This window comes from Pseudomonas sp. Irchel 3F3 (genome assembly GCF_900187545.1).
In the GTDB taxonomy this organism is placed as follows: Bacteria; Pseudomonadota; Gammaproteobacteria; order Pseudomonadales; family Pseudomonadaceae; genus Aquipseudomonas; species Aquipseudomonas fortuita.
On the sequence record NZ_FYDS01000004.1, the window covers coordinates 473590 to 489233 of the forward strand.

The 15644-nt window shown below is 62.1% G+C and carries 12 protein-coding genes; 8 read left to right on the forward strand and 4 right to left on the reverse strand.

Annotated features, from left to right (window positions below; genetic code table 11):
- Window positions 1–57: 57 nt before the first annotated feature.
- Window positions 58–462: a hypothetical protein gene (locus tag CKW35_RS10895; RefSeq protein ID WP_016484818.1), complete on the reverse strand. Its 405-nt coding sequence runs from the start codon at window positions 460–462 to the stop codon at window positions 58–60.
- A 216-nt stretch (window positions 463–678) separates the two neighbouring features.
- Between CKW35_RS10895 and CKW35_RS10900 the strand changes: the two genes are divergently transcribed.
- The 5 genes from CKW35_RS10900 to CKW35_RS10920 all read left to right on the forward strand — a co-directional run bounded on the left by CKW35_RS10900 (window position 679) and on the right by CKW35_RS10920 (window position 8521).
- On the forward strand, window positions 679–4509 hold the full coding sequence (locus tag CKW35_RS10900; RefSeq protein WP_016484817.1) for a bifunctional diguanylate cyclase/phosphodiesterase: 3831 nt from the start codon (window positions 679–681) through the stop codon (window positions 4507–4509).
- Between the two features lie 283 nt (window positions 4510–4792).
- Entirely contained in the window at window positions 4793–6046 is a 1254-nt protein-coding gene (gene glyA, locus CKW35_RS10905) for a serine hydroxymethyltransferase (protein WP_012270418.1), read from the forward strand.
- Window positions 6047–6182: 136 nt separating this feature from the next.
- The gene (locus CKW35_RS10910; protein WP_016484816.1) at window positions 6183–6776 is read left to right on the forward strand and encodes a hypothetical protein; all 594 of its coding nucleotides are present in this window, start codon (window positions 6183–6185) and stop codon (window positions 6774–6776) included.
- 120 nt (window positions 6777–6896) lie between these two features.
- Window positions 6897–7463, forward strand: coding sequence for a hypothetical protein (locus CKW35_RS10915; protein ID WP_016484815.1), 567 nt, complete (start codon window positions 6897–6899; stop codon window positions 7461–7463).
- A 101-nt stretch (window positions 7464–7564) separates the two neighbouring features.
- The gene (locus CKW35_RS10920; protein WP_016484814.1) at window positions 7565–8521 is read left to right on the forward strand and encodes an arsenic resistance protein; all 957 of its coding nucleotides are present in this window, start codon (window positions 7565–7567) and stop codon (window positions 8519–8521) included.
- Window positions 8522–8526: 5 nt separating this feature from the next.
- Here the strand turns inward: CKW35_RS10920 and CKW35_RS10925 are convergent, their stop codons facing one another.
- The gene (locus tag CKW35_RS10925; RefSeq protein ID WP_060519445.1) at window positions 8527–10500 is read right to left on the reverse strand and encodes a choline BCCT transporter BetT; all 1974 of its coding nucleotides are present in this window, start codon (window positions 10498–10500) and stop codon (window positions 8527–8529) included.
- A gap of 164 nt (window positions 10501–10664) precedes the next feature.
- On the reverse strand, window positions 10665–11549 hold the full coding sequence (locus tag CKW35_RS10930; RefSeq protein WP_016484812.1) for a homocysteine S-methyltransferase family protein: 885 nt from the start codon (window positions 11547–11549) through the stop codon (window positions 10665–10667).
- 118 nt (window positions 11550–11667) lie between these two features.
- Here CKW35_RS10930 and CKW35_RS10935 point away from each other — a divergent pair, with 118 nt between their 5' ends.
- Both CKW35_RS10935 and CKW35_RS10940 read left to right on the forward strand, forming a co-directional pair.
- The gene (locus tag CKW35_RS10935; protein ID WP_023047457.1) at window positions 11668–12489 is read left to right on the forward strand and encodes an ABC transporter substrate-binding protein; all 822 of its coding nucleotides are present in this window, start codon (window positions 11668–11670) and stop codon (window positions 12487–12489) included.
- On the forward strand, window positions 12486–13307 hold the full coding sequence (locus CKW35_RS10940; RefSeq protein ID WP_095115885.1) for an amino acid ABC transporter permease: 822 nt from the start codon (window positions 12486–12488) through the stop codon (window positions 13305–13307). The genes CKW35_RS10935 and CKW35_RS10940 overlap by 4 nt, the downstream gene beginning before the upstream one ends.
- Before the next feature lie 51 nt (window positions 13308–13358).
- Here the strand turns inward: CKW35_RS10940 and CKW35_RS10945 are convergent, their stop codons facing one another.
- The gene (locus CKW35_RS10945) at window positions 13359–14288 is read right to left on the reverse strand and encodes a malate dehydrogenase (protein WP_095115887.1); all 930 of its coding nucleotides are present in this window, start codon (window positions 14286–14288) and stop codon (window positions 13359–13361) included.
- 235 nt (window positions 14289–14523) lie between these two features.
- Here CKW35_RS10945 and CKW35_RS10950 point away from each other — a divergent pair, with 235 nt between their 5' ends.
- Window positions 14524–15117, forward strand: a complete 594-nt coding sequence (locus CKW35_RS10950) for a hypothetical protein (protein WP_095115889.1) — start codon at window positions 14524–14526, stop codon at window positions 15115–15117.
- The last annotated feature ends 527 nt before the right edge of the window (window positions 15118–15644 follow it).

A 15644-nucleotide genomic window follows, 5' to 3' on the forward strand; every position in this document is an offset into this window, starting at 1 on the left:
ATATCCCTGTGGGAGCGGCTTTAGCCGCGAAGAGGCCGGCACAGCAGCCGAGATGGCTCAGACGTGGCGCTGTTTGGCCTTGCCCCGCGGCAACCGGCAACGGTCGCCCTGCTCGGCCAGGCGCGCGGCCCAGGCGGACTTCACGCTGAAGCCGCCGCTGCGGGCAGGTTGCTGCTCGGCCACATGAGCCGGCCTGGCAGCCGCAGGCGCAGTGCCGACCACCTTGGCAGCAGCCTTGGCCGTAGCCACTGCCGGCGCTGGCGCTGCTGCCGCTTTGGCGGTCTTGCGCAGTTCAGCCAGCGATGGCGCTTTGCTCTTGGCGCTGGCGCCAGCGTCAGGTTTGACCAGCGAGCGCTGGCAAGACTTGCAGGATACGTCCTCGGTCACGGCAGTGCTGACAAGGGTCTGACTGCTGCGCCCGCAGGCGGAATCGAGGCCATTGGAGGAAAAGTGAGTAACCAAAACCGAACATCTCCGATGCGTTGTCATGTGAAGCGGCGGCTATTCTCGCACAGGTTGCAGGGGCTTGCCGAACCACCGGGCAGGCACCATCGGTCAACATGGCTGGCACTTTGCCATAATCCTAGGCATGCTAGCCGGTTTCGGGTGTCCGGCTTATAGTGCGCCACCGTGCATGATCCTTCCCTGCCATCGCCAGCCCAATCGCAGGATCAACGCTTGACCAACCTTACTCATCCGTCGACATTGCGTACCGCGCCACAGGCGCCCGCCGCTACCCTGCGCGGGTCGGTCAAGGGTGCGCTGGCGATGCTTGCCCTGATCCTGCTGGGCCTGCTGCTGTGGCAGCTTTTCGCCCAGTTCAACCACACCCAGGCCGACCTGCGCAAACAAAGCCTGGATGCCACTGCAGAACTGGCCGACCACCTGAGCCTGAACATGGCGTTCAAGGCGCAGCAGGCGGTGAATGTGCTGCAGCCTTACGTAAATGCGCCGCAGCCTGCCGCCCTGCCGAGCCTTCTGCATACCCTGCGCGAGCGCCTGCCTGCGCTGCAGAGCGTGGCCTGGCTGGACAACGCAGGGCAACTGCGCGCCGACAGCCTGCCCGGCAGCCCCGACCGCCAGTTGCTCGGCGAGTTGCTCACGCTGAACCTGGGCCGCCCGTACTTCTTCACCAATTCAGCCGACAACCGTACCCTCTATCTGCTGCTGCGCCAGTCCCCCGAGCAGGACCGTGGCTACTGGCTGCTGCGCCTGTCGCCAGACTATTACAGCACCCTCACCACCCACCTTGATGGCGCCGGCCACCCCCTGTGGCTGCTGGAAAACAGCCGCAGCGGCGAGGTACTGCAGCGCCACGCGCCAACCGACACCGGCAGCGAGCCGCTGCAGAGCGTGATGCTGGCCTTTATAGACAACAGCACCTGGCAACTGCGCGGCCTGTTCGACGCGCAACTGACCCAGCAGAAACTGCTGCCTGCACTGATCGGCAAGTGTCTGCTGGTGCTGTTCTGCGCCCTGCTGCCGGTGCTGGCCCTGATCAATATGCGCCGCCGCCAGCGCGCGCTGCAGGAGGACCGCCGGCGTTACCAGGAAATTTTCGAAGGCACCGGCGTGGCCTTGTGTGTGCTCGATCTGTCCAGCCTGCCTGGCCAGCTCGACCGCTACCACCTGCGCAACCGCGCCGCGCTCAAGCACAGCCTGGCGCTGGACCCAAACCTGCGTCGCTCGCTGCTGCTGGAACTGAAAATCACCGAGGTCAACCAGGTCGCGCGCCAGCTGCTGAACATCGACTGCCACGCAGGAGCCTGGCAGCGGCTGATCGACGGCACTGGCGATGGCCGCGACAGCATCGGCATGCAACTGATCGACGCGCTGATCGAACAACGCCCGCTGCTGGAGCTGGAAGTACGCCTGCCGGCTCCGCTGGGCGGCGAGTTGCATCTGTGGCTGATGGCACGCCTGCCGCAGCAGCGCCGCGACTACCAGGCAGTCATTCTCAGCATCAGCGACATCACCAGCCGCAAGCAGGTGGAACTGTCGCTGCTGGAGCGTGAAAGCTTCTGGTCGGATGTGGTGCGCACCGTCCCCGACCAGTTGTACGTGCAGGACGTGCACAGCCAGCGGATGATCTTCAGCAATCGCCACCTTGGCCAGACCCTGGGTTACGACCGTACCGAGCTTGCGCAAATGGGCGACCGCTTCTGGGAGTTGCTGCTGCACCCCGAAGACGCCGCGCACTATCAGGCCTTGCGCCAGCAACAGCGTGACAGCGGCCATGACCAACCGCTGCACTGCCAGTTGCGCTTCCGCCACCATGATGGCGGCTGGCGCTGCTATGACATCCGCGAGCAGGTGCTGACCCGTGATGCCGAAGGCCTGGTAACGCGCATCATCGGCGTGGGCAAGGACGTGACCGTGCAGATCGAGGCCAGCCAGTCGCTGCGCGACAGCGAACAGCGCTACCGGATGCTCGCCGAAAGCATCAGCGACGTGATCTTCTCCACCGACAGCCTGCTCAGGCTCAACTATGTCAGCCCTTCGGTGCAGAGCGTGCTGGGCTACCGGGCTGACTGGATTTTCGCCAACGGCTGGCAGTCGATCGTCGCCAACCCGGCCCAGCTCACCGGCATCTACAGCCTGATGGAACGCGTGAGCAAGGCCATGGGCGACCCGGTTCAACTGGCCCAGCTGCGCAGCCAGCTGCCGACCCAGCTGTTCGTGTTCGACTGCCTGCGCGGCGATGGTCGCAAGATCCCCATCGAACTGCGCCTGGTGCTGGTGTGGGACGATGACCAGCGCTTCGAAGGCGTGCTTGGGGTGGGCCGTGACATCAGCCAGCAACGGCGTGCCGAAAAAGACCTGCGCATGGCCGCAACGGTATTCGAGCATTCCACTTCGGCCATCCTCATCACCGACCCGGCCGGCTATATCGTGCAGGCCAACGAGGCGTTCAGCCGCGTCAGTGGTTATGCCGTCAGTGAAGTGCTCGACCAGTTACCGGGCATGCTCACCGTCGACGAACAGCAGGAAGGGCACCTGCGCTATGTGGTCAAGCAACTGCACCAGCGCGGCAGCTGGGAGGGCGAGGTGTGGCTCAAGCGCCGTGACGGCGACCACTACCCGGCATGGGTCGGCATTACTGCGGTACTGGACGACGAGGGCGACCTGGCCAGCTACGTGTGCTTCTTCACCGACATCAGCGAGCGCAAGGCCAGCGAACAGCGCATTCACCGCCTGGCCTACTACGACGCCCTCACCCACCTGCCCAACCGCACGCTGTTCCAGGACCGCCTGTACAACGCCCTGCAGCAGGCGGAGCGGCAGAAGGCCTGGGTGGTACTGATGTTCCTCGACCTGGACCGTTTCAAGCCGATCAACGACTCCCTCGGCCATGCCGCGGGCGATCGCATGCTCAAGGACATGGCCCTGCGCCTGCTGGCCTGCGTGGATGACGACGACACTGTGGCGCGCATGGGCGGCGACGAATTTACCCTGTTACTGCAACCGCGCCCCAGCCGCGAGCTGGCACTGAACCGCGCCATCCACGTGGCCGAGAACATCCTCGGCAGCCTGGTGCGGCCATTCGTGCTGGAAAACCGCGAGTTCTTCGTCACTGCCAGTATCGGCATCGCCCTCAGCCCGCAGGATGGCAGCGAGCTGAGCCAGCTGATGAAAAACGCCGACACCGCCATGTACCACGCCAAGGAACGCGGCAAGAACAACTTCCAGTTCTACCAGGCCGAGATGAACGCCAGCGCCCTGGAGCGGCTGGAGCTGGAAAGCGACCTGCGCCACGCCATGGAGCAGAACGAATTCATCCTCTACTACCAGCCGCAGTTCAGTGGCGACGGCAAACGCCTGACCGGTGCTGAAGCACTGCTGCGCTGGCGCCACCCAACCCGTGGCCTGGTACCGCCAGGCGACTTTATCCCGGTGATCGAGGAACTGGGCCTGGTCGTGGACGTGGGCGACTGGGTCCTGCGCGAGGCTAGCCGCCAACTCAAGGCCTGGCACAAGGCCAAGGTGCGGGTGCCGAAAGTGTCGGTGAACATTTCGGCGCGGCAGTTCTCCGACGGCCAGCTGGGCACGCGGATTGCCAACATTCTTGAAGAAAGCGGCCTGCCGCCGGCCTGCCTGGAGCTGGAGCTGACCGAAAGCATTCTGATGCGCGAGGTGAGCGAGGCGCTGCAGATTCTTGCCAGCCTGAAAAACCTGGGCCTGAGCATTGCGGTGGACGACTTCGGCACCGGCTACTCATCGCTCAACTACCTCAAGCAGTTCCCCATCGACGTGCTCAAGATCGACCGCACCTTCGTCGACGGCCTGCCCGAGGGCGAGCAGGACGCGCAGATTGCCCGGGCGATCATCGCCATGGCCCACAGCCTCAACCTGGCGGTAATCGCCGAGGGCGTGGAAACCCACGAGCAGCTGGAGTTCCTGCGCGAACATGGCTGCGACGAAGTGCAGGGCTACCTGTTCGGCCGACCGATGCCGGCACACCAGTTCGAGGCGCAGTTCTCCAACGAAACGCTGTTCATGTTCCATTGATGCGGTACCTGCACTGGCCTCATCGCCGGCAAGCCAGCGCCCACAAGTGATGCATCAGCCTCAAGGCCAGCGCAATCCTGTGGGGGCCGGCTTGCCGGCGATGGGGCCATATGCGCCCCAAAAAACGGACCTGAAAGTCAACTCGGACGCCCGCCCAGCCCAGACACGGCGCGGGATGCAACATGAGCCCCATTGGTCCGCGACTTGATGCCACTTCATATGCCAGCCGCGAATCAATCGGTTAGAATGCCCCCCCAAACTACCCCGATCCTTGAGGACCGCCATGTTCAGCCGTGATTTGACCATTGCCAAGTACGACGCCGAGCTCTTCGAAGCCATGCAGCAAGAAGCCCTGCGCCAGGAAGAGCATATCGAGCTGATCGCTTCGGAAAACTACACCAGCCCGGCAGTCATGGAAGCTCAGGGCTCGGTCCTGACCAACAAGTACGCCGAAGGCTACCCAGGCAAGCGTTACTACGGTGGTTGCGAGTACGTCGACATCGTCGAGCAACTGGCCATCGACCGTGCCAAGGAACTGTTCGGCGCCGATTACGCCAACGTCCAGCCGCACGCTGGTTCCCAGGCCAACGCAGCTGTCTACCTGGCCCTGCTGTCGGCCGGTGACACCATTCTGGGCATGAGCCTGGCCCACGGTGGCCACCTGACCCACGGTGCTTCGGTAAGCTCGTCGGGCAAGCTGTACAACGCCATCCAGTACGGCATCGACGGCAACGGGCTGATCGACTACGACGAAGTCGAGCGCCTGGCGGTCGAGCACAAGCCGAAAATGATCGTTGCCGGCTTCTCGGCCTACTCGCAGGTTCTGGACTTCGCCCGCTTCCGCGCCATCGCCGACAAGGTCGGTGCCTACCTGTTCGTCGACATGGCCCACGTTGCCGGCCTGGTTGCCGCTGGCGTGTACCCGAACCCTGTTCCGTTCGCCGACGTGGTCACCACCACCACCCACAAGACCCTGCGCGGTCCACGTGGCGGCCTGATCCTGGCCCGTGCCAACGCCGACATCGAGAAGAAGCTGAACTCGGCTGTATTCCCGGGCGCCCAAGGCGGCCCGCTGGAGCACGTGATCGCCGCCAAGGCCATCTGCTTCAAGGAAGCCCTGCAGCCTGAGTTCAAGGCTTACCAGCAACAGGTCGTGAAAAACGCCCAGGCCATGGCCAGCGTGTTCATCGAGCGTGGTTTCGACGTGGTGTCCGGTGGCACCCAGAACCACCTGTTCCTGCTGTCGCTGATCAAGCAGGAAATCTCCGGCAAGGACGCTGACGCCGCCTTGGGCAAAGCCTTCATCACCGTCAACAAGAACTCGGTACCGAACGACCCACGTTCGCCGTTCGTCACCTCGGGCCTGCGTTTCGGCACCCCAGCCGTCACCACCCGTGGTTTCAAGGAAGCCGAGTGCAAGGAACTGGCTGGCTGGATCTGCGACATCCTGGCTGACCTGAACAACGAAGCGGTGATCGACGCCGTACGTGAGAAGGTCAAGGCCATCTGCAAGAAGCTGCCGGTGTACGGCAACTGATTGGCATTAGCCTGATGTGAAAAGCCCGGCCTCTGTGCCGGGCTTTTTCATGTCTATCGGAAACAGGGCCAAATGGGCATCCCGCTGAGGCTGCCCTAGCCTGCGGTCTCCTTACTACGCCCACCTGGAGCCCGCAATGGCTGATCATCAAGCGCTGTCCTTCACCGCTACCTTGTTAGTCAACGGTCACCCCCTGACCATCCTGAGCGAAGCCACCGAAGGCACCATCAGGGTTGCCCACCCCGACACTAACCTGGGGTTGATGGACGTGACCCATGCACTGGGCGTGCTAAGCACACCCGATGACGCTTGGGACGATGCCCGAGAAGCAGGGCATGTCGATTTTCACGTCACAGGCGACGTGGCGCCCGTGCTGTTCTACTTCCGTCACACCCCTGAAGGCTACCGCCTGTACATCAGGGGCGGCGAGCATGACGGCCAAGGCGTGTTCAAAAGCAAATATGGCGTTGCCATGGTCAGCCCTATTGAGGGCAGCGACCCGACCCCGTGGCAGATGCGCAATCCCCACACCCAGCACCCCCTCGACCTTGCAGGCATGGCTGTCGACTTTTCCATCATCAACCTGGCGTGCGCTGCGTCCGGGCAAAGCTTGGCCACCCATTTGATTGCCAATGGCGAAGGGGGCTATCTGATCACCCTGCGTTCCAAGCCTGCCACCAGCTTACGGCTGAACATTACCGAGCGCGGAGTGGACTGGGCGCGACGCTGAGTCGCTTGCCCCACATGCGCAAACAGTGCCGGGGCTTTCACATCAGGGAACGATCACCCGCTGCGGCGGTGTGGGAGGCGACTCTTAAGATCGCCTCTTTCCACAGCAAGGGTCATCACCATGTATAGCCACCGGCAACAATCATTCATCGCCCAGCTCAGTGCCCCAGGTGCGCACCTGAACTTCCTGGATGTGCTGCTGGGGCAGCCAGCCAGAATCCTGCTCGCAGGTAGCGGTGGTGGTGTTTTCAGTGGCAGGTTCAGCGAGCGGGATGACTCGCACCTGTTAGGCCACCTGCCCGTTGAAAACGCGCCGCCCCCTCCGACGCTGTACTTTCGCCACTCCGAAGAAGATTACTACTTGTATGTAAGAACGCCTGGCAACCATTTCGGCAAAGGCATCAGCCGAGGCAGGCATGGGGAAATCGGTGCCTACCCAACCCAAACTCTCGCCCCCGCCTGCTTCGAGCTGCTCGGCCCTAACGGCGCGCTGATACTCTCGGACATTCCTGTGAACGCCTTCCACTGCGTGTTACGTGAGCGTGCCTCCGGTATGTGCCTGCATCGCCACAAGCGTTTCGACGCTGCGCACACCTATGTATTTGCCAAGCGCGATGAGAGGATGCGCCTGACCCTCAACATTCTGGAGCGTAACGCCGCATGGTTGAGCGACCCGGATGAGATATAGGTAGCTGGGGGGCCAAGGCCGCAAGAGCAATGATTCAGGCGAGCACCCAATGCCGCCAACGATTACCCTGTGCTCTTTAGCTTTTGAGCACAGGCCTCCTCTTGACCAGAGAACAACTCGAAACCCATCAGACCCTGATCTACTTCGCCGCAGTGTTTGCCGCCATCGCCTTCGGCTTGCTGGCCAGTGACAGCGCCCGCCACCTGGAGGCACTGGTCACCCCCGCCATCGCCGTGCTGATGTACGCAATGTTCCTGCAGATCCCTTTTCTCGACCTGCGCCAGGGCCTGGGCAACCGCCGGTTCATCGCTGCCCTGCTGCTCGCCAACTTCATCCTGGTGCCGCTACTGGTCTGGGGCATCACCCGCGGGCTGGTCGAACACCCGGCGTTGCTCATCGGCGCCCTGCTGGTACTGCTCACACCCTGCATCGACTACGTGGTGGTGTTCACCCACATCGGCAAAGGCGACTCGCGCCTGACTTTGGCCGCCACCCCCGTGCTGCTGCTGGTGCAACTGGTGCTGCTGCCGGTGTATCTGGCATTGATGCTGGGCGACAGCAGCCAGGTGGCCATCTCCATCACCCCGTTCGTGGAAGCCTTCGTGCTACTGATCGTGATGCCAATGGCCCTTGCGGTGCTGACCAGCGCCGGTGCCCGCCACTCGCGTAAAGTCGCAACCTGGAATGACGCCTGGGCGTGGTTACCCGTACCGGCGATGGCCTTGGTACTGATGGTTGTGATCGCTTCGCAAATTGCCGTGGTGCTACGCGATTTCGACCGCTTGCTGCCGGTGATCCCGGTGTACATCGGTTTCATGCTGCTGGCGCCAGCGCTCGGGTTCGTTTCGGCCCGTCTGCTGCGCCTGCCAGCCACCGAGGCGCGTTCGGTGATGTTCAGCGCATCGACCCGCAATTCGCTGGTGGTGTTGCCGCTGGCACTGGCCTTACCCGAGCATTTGCGCACCCTGGCAGCAGCTGCCGTGATCACGCAGACGCTGGTGGAGCTGGTGTGCGAGCTGGGTTACGTGCGGGCCATACCTCGCCTGACCCGCACGTAAGGGGCTCAACTGACCACGTGCAGGTAGTGCAGGTGGCGCTCGTACTGGTCCAGGATGTCGCCAATCACATCTTCGCGGCTCCAGCCCATCACGTCGTAGTCCTGCCCGCCCTCACGCAGATACACCTCGGCGCGGAAATACTTGCGAGCATCGTTGTTATCGTCAGATTCGCGAAGGACGAAGCTAGGGGTATTGTACGCACGCGGCCGAACTTCATATTTGAAGCGACCCTCGCCCGCGTGGGAAAGCTCGAGCGTGACCCGGCCATCGTCGCGTTCCTCAACCGTAACCTCGTAACCTTGCTTGCGCAGCTCCTGGGCCACTTCGTCGCAGGCGGGCTTGACCACATCATTGATAAAGCGGGTAACGTGGGCCCTGCGCGGCATCATGGCGATGTTGCGCAGGCGCCGTTGCCAGCCACCGTGATTCTGCCGGTGCTGGCGCTGGCCAGGCAGCGACTGGGTGCGCAGGCCGCGACGGGTGGCATCCAGGCCCAAGGCCTTGAACAGGCCCCAGATCGCCACCAGCAGGATGACCGCGAATGGCAAGGCACTGGCGATGGTGGCTGCCTGCAGCGCTTTCAGGCCGTTGGCCAGCAACAAGGCAATGGCAACTGCGCCCATGGTCACCGACCAGAACACCCGCTGCCACAGCGGCGAGTGGCCTTTGCCCGAGGAGGCAAGCATGTCTACCACCAGCGCCCCGGAGTCCGCGGAGGTGACAAAGAACACCACCACCATCAGCACCGCCACTAACGATACCGTTGTCGACCACGGGAAGTGTTCGAGAAACGCGAATAACGCAAGCGAACTGTCCTGATCGACAACCGCCGCCAGCTCCCTCACACCCCCGTGCAGGATCATGTGAATGGCGGTGTCGCCGAACACAGTCATCCACAGCAGGGTAAAACCCGCCGGTACGAACAACACGCCGCAGACGAATTCGCGAATGGTGCGACCACGGGAAATACGCGCGATAAACAGCCCTACGAAAGGCGACCAGGACAGCCACCAGCCCCAATACAGCAGGGTCCAGCCACCGATCCAGTCGGTGGGTTCGTAGGCGAACAGGTTGAATGTCTTGTTGACGATATCGGACAGGTACGCGCCGGTGTTCTGAACATAGGCCTGCAGCAGGAACACGGTCGGGCCAACGACCAGCACGAACAGCATCAATATCACTGCCAGGCCAAGGTTGAGCTCGGAGAGAATGCGAATGCCTTTATCCAGCCCGCTGGCCACCGACAGCGTGGCAAGGGCACAGGTGGCGGCGATGAGAACGACTTGCACAGTGGTGCTGACGGGCAAACCGAACAGCTGGTGCAGGCCGCTGTTGATCTGCAGCACGCCGTAGCCAAGCGAAGTGGCCACGCCAAATACCGTCCCCAGAATGGCAAAGATATCCACAGCGTGCCCGATCGGGCCGTAGATGCGCTCGCCAATCAAAGGATACAGCGCCGAACGCAGCGTCAATGGCAGCCCGTTGCGGAAACTGAAGTAAGCCAGGATCAGCGCGACGATGGCGTAGATGGCCCAGGCATGCAGGCCCCAGTGGAAGAACGTGATGTTCATGGCTTCACGTGCTGCCGCGATGGTATTTGGCTCACCGACCGGGGGGTTGATGAAATGCATCACAGGCTCGGCTACGCCGAAGAACATCAGGCCAATACCCATGCCTGCCGAGAACAGCATGGCGAACCAGCTCTTGTTGGGGTAGTCCGGCTCGCTGTGGTCCGGGCCCAGCTTGATATCGCCGTAGCGGCTGACCGCCAGGAACACCACGCTGATCAGTACCAATGCCACGGTAAGGATGTAGAACCAGCTGGCGTTGGTGATGATCCATTGCTGCACGTCTTCGAACACACGCTGAGCGTGCTCCTGGAAAACCGTGGCGTACAGCACCAACAGCAGCACCAGAATGGCACTGGTAAAGAAAACGGGAGGGTTGATGGTGCTCCTGCGTTTTTGCTCTGCATTCATAGGCAGTATGACTCCTGGTGTTCAGCGCTGCGCATCAGGTGAGAGCGGTCAAGACTCGACCACCCTCGCCGCGTGGTGAATGAGAGATGCCCAAACCTTAGCGTCAGTTCAGGCATTTCCCAAAAATTACCGCTGCGCTTTACTGCCAGCCCCGCGCTGAAACATCAGCCCAGGTTACGTTTGAGCTCGGCAATGTGCTCCGGGCCGATACCACAGCAGCCGCCTACCAGACTGGCGCCGCGCTCACGCCAGTCGGTGGCCCAGGCCAGGTAACCAGGTGGATCGAGGTCTTCGCGCAGCTCATCCAGGCCATCGTTGGCGGTGGCTTCCTTGGGCTGTGGCGGGAAGGCGTTGGCATAGGCACCGATTGCGATGTCGGCGTTGTGCTGCTGGGTGAGCTCGCGGGCGACATCGATTGCAGCACCAATCACTTCCGGCTGGCTGCAGTTGAACAGCACCGCCGCAGCACCCAGGCCGATCACGGCCTCGATGGCATCGGCTACCGGCTCGCCGGAGCGCAGCCGAGGCACAGCGTCCACCTCTTCATCCTGCAAGGTGAACGACACCCAGAACGGCCGGCCGTCTTCAGGCAGGTGCTGATGAATGGCCCGCACTTCGGCAATCGAGCTTTGGGTTTCTGCCAGCCACAAGTCCACATGAGGGGCCAGGCCTTGCAGCAGGGGGAGCAATACCTCGGCCACGCGCTCAGGCTGGAACAGGTCCGGGCGGTAAGAACCGAAAAGCGGTGGCAAGGAACCTGCCACCCTTACCGGGTGCGCGCCGGTATCGGCCGCATGCCGCGCGAGCTGGCCGGCGATATTGGCCAGTTGCTGCCCTTCCTTGGCAAAGCGCTCCTCGCCGATGTGAAAGGGCACTACCGCATAACTGTTGCTGGTGATGACTTGTGCACCGGCGGCAATAAACGCTGCGTGCACGCCAACCACCGCCTCCGGCGCCTCGCTCAGCGCCAGTGCCGACCACTCGGGCTGGCGGAACGGCGCCCCACTGCGCTGCAGTTCACGGCCCATGCCGCCGTCGAGAATGACCATCGCTCGCTCTTTCATATAACTTCTCTGCAGGTTCTTATGAATAAAATTCATTAGTTCATGAACGTTTATAACTATTAAATACCCTATCACTCCTTTGCCCAACATATCAGGTATGTACATGCGATTTTCTACCGTGCTCGGTGCGGGCCTCGTGCTGCTCGCCACTGCTTCCCAGGCCTTTGCTGGCGCCACGCTGGAGCGGGTTGAATCGCGCAAGGAACTGGTCAACGTGCTGATGGAAAGCTACCCGCCGTTCTCCTTCCTCAACGACCAGAACCAGCTGGACGGTTTCGATGTGGACGTGGCCAAGGCCGTGGCTGACAAGCTGGGCGTCAAGCTGCGCCTGGAAACCCCGTCCTGGGACGTGATCGCCGCTGGCCGCTGGAGCGGCCGCTACGACATCTGCATCTGCTCGATGACCCCGAGCAAGGCCCGCGCCGAAGTGTTCGACTTCCCGGTGGAGTACTACGCCTCACCGGCGGTGATCGTGGTCAATGCCAAGGATGAGCGCATCCATGGCGCCAAGGACCTGGAGGGCCGCAAGGTGGGCCTGACCAGTGCATCGAGCTACGAGAGCTACCTGAACAAGAATCTGGTCATTGAAGGCGACGAAGACAAGAAACTCGAATACCCCTTCGACTTCGTGCAGATAGCGCCCTACGACACCGACAACGTCGCCTTCCAGGACCTGGGCCTGGGGGCTGGGGTGCGCCTGGATGCCATCCTCACCAACCTGGTGACCGCGCAGCCGCGCCTGAGCCAGGACAAGCGCTTCAAGCTGGCCGGCGCACCGCTGTATGAGGAGCCGAACTCGGTAGCCATCGAAAAAGGCGACCCTGAGTGGGACGCCAAGGTGCGCCAGGTATTTGCCGAGCTGAAGGCTGATGGCACCCTGGCCAAGCTGTCGCAAAAATGGATTGGCGCCGATATCAGCAAATGAGCAGCTTCCCCCCCTCCCCCAAGCCCGTGGTCAAGCCGGCGGGCGCCGGCCTGTTCAGCTTCCGTACCCGGTTACTGCTGACCTGGCTGGCGCTGTTCGGCCTGTTTGTGGCGTTTTTCCTCAGCTTTGACCTGAAGTTCGCGATCATTCTGGAGAAGTTTCCGAACCTCGCCGGCTTCAAGCTGGGGCCTAACGGCTTTCTCCAGGGCGCGGCGCTCACCTTGTTCCTGTGCCTGTGCTCAATGGTGGTCTCGGTGCTGCTGGGCTTTGCCGCCGCGCTGGCGCGGTTGTCGAACAGCGCTGTGCTGGTGGGTGTTGCCAGCTTCTACACCTCGTTCTTTCGCGGCACACCGCTGCTGATCCAGATCTTGCTGATCTACCTGGGCCTCCCGCAACTGGGCCTGGTCCCGGGCGCCATCAGTGCCGGCATCATCGCGTTGTCGCTGAATTATGGGGCCTACCTGAGCGAGATTTTCCGTGCGGGGATCCTCGGCGTCGCGCGCGGGCAACGTGAAGCGGCGCTGGCCCTGGGCATGCGCACGCGGCAGATCTTCTGCCACGTCATCCTGCCCCAGGCCATGCGGGTGATCATTCCGCCCACGGCCAACCAGTTCATCTCGATGCTCAAGGACTCCTCGCTGATTTCGGTGATGGGCGTGTGGGAGGTCATGTTCCTTGCGCAATCCTACGGGCGGTCGAGCTATCGTTACCTGGAGATGCTGACCACGGCGGCAGTGATCTACTGGGTGCTGTCGATCCTGCTGGAGCTGGTGCAGGCACGGCTGGAGCGGCATTTCGGCAAGGCTTACCAGCGGTAGCGCCAGCGTTTGCCGCGCAGGGGCTGCCAGGCAGCCCCTCACGGCCATCGCTCAAAGCGTCTTCATCTCGGCAATATCCCGCGCCACCTGATCCGCAGAATGGTCGAACATCGCCTGTTCCTGCGCATCCAGTGGCAACTCGATCACCCGCGCCAGCCCTTGGTCTGACAATACACAGGGCACACCCATGGCAATATCCGTGCGCCCGTACTCGCCCTCCAGAATCGCCACAGCCGGCAAGATACGGTTTCGCCCATTGGCGATGGCATCCACCATCTGCGCAATGGCCACGCCCGGCGCATCGCAGGCGCTGCCCAGCTTCTTCAGGCCCAGAATCTCGCCGCCGCCCTTGCGCGTGCGCTCCACGATCCGCTCTATCTGGTCATCGGACAGGAAGTGCGACAGCGGCACCGAGCCGATCTGGCAGTAGCGCATCAGCGGCACCATGCTGTCGCCATGCCCGCCGAGCACCAGCGCCGTGATATCCCGAGCGGAAAACCCGGTCTGCTCGGCAATGAAGCACTTCATGCGCGCGGTATCCAGCACCCCTGCCTGGCCAAATACCTTGTCGCGCCCAAGGCCGCTGAGGCTCCAGGCCCGATAAGTCAGCACATCGACCGGGTTGGACACCACCAGCACCGTGGCTGTCGGCGCACGGTGTTTGATGTCGGCCATGATGCTATCGAGAATGGGCAGGTTGATACTCAGCACATCCTGGCGCGACTGCCCGGGCTTGCGCGGCACGCCTGCGGTAATCACCACCAGCTCGGAACCGTCGAGCATTTCGGCTTGGGCACCACCGTAGACCCGGGTATCGGAACCAGACTCCACAGCGGCCTGCCACACATCCAGCGCCTTGCCCTGCGCCAGCTCGCCCTGTACATCCATCAACACCAGTTCACGGCACAACTCATCCCGGGCGATGATCTGCGCCGCCGCCTCGCCGACCAGGCCGGCACCCACGATTGTTAGCTTGTTCACCTGACACCTCCCAGCGGCGCGCGCCACCAGGAACACGCCTGCGTATACAGGGAAGTATTGACCGCTGAAGCGAAAAGACCACCCAAGGTGATGCCTGGCTTAATCCATGAAGCAGCGCCCCACACGATGCGCGAGTAGAGCCCGGCTCCCGCCGCTGCGCGGAACCAGTTCCGGATGGGTGTGCCATTCAGGTCAGCTTAGCCTGTCCGTCTTGCTCACCAACCGGAAACGCACCATGACCGATCACAAGAAACTTTCTTTCACCGCAACCCTGCAAATTGCCGGCTGCCCCCTGAATACCCTGGACAGCATGTGCACAGGGCCAATTATTCTCAGCAGTCCCATCAACAATTTGAATCCTGTCATGGATGGCGGCCGTGCCATTGGCATGTTCAATTGCTCAGACGAAGACTGGCACCTAGGTAGGGACAGCGGGCTGATTACCTTTGACAGGGGTGCCAGTGCGCAATCGCTGGTGCTGTATTTCCGCCATTTTGATAGCGGCTATCGGCTTTACCTACGCAGCGGCGAGCATCTGGGCGAAGGCGTATTCACCAATGCCAATGGCGTGGTAGATGTCCAGCCCATAAAAGCCAGCGATCCTTCCCTATGGAAAATTGTCGATGCCCAAACCGGTCAACCTTTCGACCTGACGCAGTGTGAAGGCCCTGATTGTGATATCAAGCTTACAAGCGCCGACGGGCACCCAGTCGAATCTCATTACCTCTACCCGGTCGGCGCCTTCCTGGCTTGTTACCCCGCTGCACATCAAGGTGACCTGAGGTTGATCATTCAGGAGCGGGAAGTCGACTGGCTCAATGCAGACTGATCTATACCTGCGCACCAAACACAGGGCGTACGAAGAGCTGCCCTGCTCAACAGCTAGCCGGCGGCGCACTGCGCAGGAAGCGCCAAACAGCAAAGCCCCACCCTGACCAGCCGGGGCCTGACCACTCTGCTCCATGGCGGGCCTCCGATTGGACGGAGACGAAGCGGGATTGGCTGACATTGAAGTCGCTAATGACCGCACAAAAAAAGCGCCTGCGATGAAGACTGGGGGCTGATGCGCCTTTCGATTCCGACCGGCCAAGGTCGCGTCGCTGATTCGGCGACTGAGGGTCTTTATTGCTGGGTGGCTGTTTTCGCAAGTTTTCGAGGGTACGAATGTACTGCGTATTTCGTAGAAAATTGCTCGCCACAAGCAACGCACACACTCCAGGCCATATGCGGTCCGTGTAGGAGCTGGCTTGCCTGCGATGGGCTGCGCAGCAGCCCCATACCCCGGCCTGGCAGGAATAACCCACCATCGGCCTCAACAGAGGAGCCAGCTGCAACCCCCACATCTGGCCCCCACTC